The following is a 2,093-nucleotide window of genomic DNA, read 5'->3' as shown; positions in this document are numbered from 1 at the left end:
GAGCTTGATTGGGGAAAGTCAGAAGGTAATGAACTTCAATGGTAAGCCAAGGTGATATATTTTATGTTAACTTTAATCCAAGCCGTGGTCATGAACAGAATTGGAATCAAACAATGTGGTTCCGATGAAGAATTGGCCGCAATTGTTGAAAAGGCGCCTAAAGATTTTCTCGTTTACACGGGCGAAGATGCTCAGAGCTTGACCACCCTCGTCTTGGGTGGTCAGGGAACGATTTCAGTGGCGAGTCATTTATTTGGAAATGAAATGGCGACGATGCGCCGCGCCTTGAACCACGGCGATATCACCCAAGCAGGGCAAATTCAACGACGTTTAATGCCGAAGATGGCAGCACTATTCACACAACCCTCACCGGCACCCGTCAAAGCGGCGCTGAACGCCCAACACTGGTTAGTCGGAAGCACGCGCCTACCAATTTTACCGTTAACCACCAATGAACAAAGTCAACTACTCAACAGCTTAAAATAATGCAGAACGGTTGGTAGTACCTGGCAAAAGCGCGTATACTGAAACTAAAATAATTAGGAAAGTGGTGACCATGATGTGCGGTTGGGCTTTTACTGGCGGTATGCCCTTTATGTGGATGGGTGGCGGCTTGGGCATTATCAGCTTACTGATTCTGTTAGCCGTTGGTGCTTACTTTTTAGGGACGCGTTCACGCCATCACGATTAAAGTTTTCATTGGGATAATCAAAAAAGACTTTCAAGGCACGGCTTGATAAAGTGAACCCTTAAAATTGGACAACTTTATTAAGCTGCTTTCTGGACGGTAAGTTCCCGGTATTTTACCGGGGACTTGCCGTCCAGTTTTGTTTTGATGCGCCGATGATTGTAGAAGTCTATCCATTCGTTCATAGCTTCGATAAGCGCTGTTTTGGTCTCAAAATATTCATCCATAACCTCGACTTTCATAATGTGAAAAAACGACTCCATGGCGGCGTTGTCGAGACAAGTGGCTTTACGTGACATACTCTGAAATACATGGTGCTCTTTAAGCGTGTTTTGCCAGTGGCGATGCTGATACTGAAACCCTGCCAGATATGGAAACTATGGTAAAAATTATGACAACTGGATTGTTATTTATCAGCTAGATCATGATGAATTGATTTTGTTATTGGTTGCAACTGGCTCCCATGAAATCTTGAATCAATAGCTATAGTTTAGGGGCACTTATAAAAAAATAAATTAAAATAGCCCCCAATATCTACATTATAGATATTGGAGGTTATTTTAACAATGATTTTGAGGGGTTATTTGATAGTTATAGCCCCTAAATTAAGGAATGTTTTAGTGACCACCTAGGATCATAGTTAATTCATAGCAAAACTCCTGGTATTTTACTTAGAAGTCAATAAATTAATTGGACTGCTTTATGGTGGTAAGTTATGACGTATTTTAACACCTTTAATTATAAGGCACAAAAAAAGCGACACAATTGTTAAGTTATGACGCAGTTTATATATTCATTTAGCGGACATTAACCCATTTATTAATAAAAACTGGACTTAGAATGCGTTTCTCAAACGTCGAAACATGAAAAAAAGCCTATTTCTAGGCGCTTTTTACGATTATTGTTGTAAAGTTTGTTGGGCTTTTTTAGCTCTTGGCTTTTTAAATCTGGATTATCCTTTGCACCTGAAGATGGAAAGGGGACTGCTTCTTCTGCTTATGGTGGTCTAGGCATGGCTTTAGGTAATAACGGATTTAACGTTATCGGTGCTTTGTTCCTTAGCCAGTTTCGACTAGGATTTATAGTCTTTGGTATATTCACATTTGCTGGCGTATTAATTGCAACTTTGATTGTCCATGAGCCTTCTAATTTAGATGAAACCTCAACTAAAAAGAAAGAAAAGTTTTCTTTAAAAAATGTAAAGTTAATTTTTCCTTCTTGGCAAATTGGCGCGACTACTACCTAGCTCTTATAGGAAAAATGTTTCAGGGAGTTGGAAACTTTGCAATTACAGGATACATTTTATACGTGTGGTGCTAGTTTGTAACATTTAGAAATTTAACAAAAAAGTCCAACCCAGTTAGACTCATAAGTGACAAAACTTAAAAGGAGTAATAACTGTGTT

The 2,093-nt window shown here is 39.3% G+C and carries 3 protein-coding genes and 2 pseudogenes; 4 read left to right on the top strand and 1 reads right to left on the bottom strand.

Annotated features, from left to right (window positions below):
* Positions 1-63: 63 nt before the first annotated feature.
* Together FFM78_RS13570 and FFM78_RS14120 are read left to right on the top strand one after the other, a co-directional pair.
* Positions 64-486 (top strand): dihydrodipicolinate synthase family protein, encoded by a 423-nt coding sequence (locus FFM78_RS13570; protein ID WP_003688748.1) that lies wholly within the window; start codon positions 64-66, stop codon positions 484-486.
* 70 nt (positions 487-556) lie between these two features.
* Positions 557-691 carry a hypothetical protein gene (locus tag FFM78_RS14120; RefSeq protein ID WP_003645890.1) on the top strand — a complete coding sequence of 45 codons (135 nt, stop codon included), beginning with the start codon at positions 557-559 and terminating at the stop codon, positions 689-691.
* Positions 692-768: 77 nt separating this feature from the next.
* Here the strand turns inward: FFM78_RS14120 and FFM78_RS13560 are convergent.
* Positions 769-1,050, bottom strand: a pseudogene (locus tag FFM78_RS13560) (transposase); the annotation flags it as partial.
* On the opposite strand from FFM78_RS13560, the pseudogene FFM78_RS14065 reads away from it, so the two are divergent.
* Both FFM78_RS14065 and FFM78_RS13550 read left to right on the top strand, forming a co-directional pair.
* Positions 1,046-1,171: pseudogene (locus FFM78_RS14065) on the top strand (type II toxin-antitoxin system mRNA interferase toxin, RelE/StbE family); the annotation flags it as partial. The pseudogenes FFM78_RS13560 and FFM78_RS14065 overlap by 5 nt on opposite strands.
* A gap of 529 nt (positions 1,172-1,700) precedes the next feature.
* Positions 1,701-1,934, top strand: coding sequence for a hypothetical protein (locus tag FFM78_RS13550; RefSeq protein ID WP_010013316.1), 234 nt, complete (start codon positions 1,701-1,703; stop codon positions 1,932-1,934).
* The last annotated feature ends 159 nt before the right edge of the window (positions 1,935-2,093 follow it).

This window comes from Loigolactobacillus binensis, from assembly GCF_005405165.1.
Classification (GTDB): domain Bacteria; phylum Bacillota; class Bacilli; order Lactobacillales; family Lactobacillaceae; genus Loigolactobacillus; species Loigolactobacillus binensis.
Note: the sequence above shows the minus strand (reverse complement) of the source record. Positions and strands in the feature narration are given on the sequence as shown.

Excerpts from the sequence above, each read along its gene's own strand:
- FFM78_RS14120 (WP_003645890.1), top strand. The coding sequence starts at position 557 with ATGATGTGCGGTTGGGCTTTTACTGGCGGTATGCCCTTTATGTGGATG.
- FFM78_RS13550 (WP_010013316.1), top strand. The coding sequence starts at position 1,701 with ATGGCTTTAGGTAATAACGGATTTAACGTTATCGGTGCTTTGTTCCTT.
- FFM78_RS13570 (WP_003688748.1), top strand. The coding sequence starts at position 64 with ATGTTAACTTTAATCCAAGCCGTGGTCATGAACAGAATTGGAATCAAA.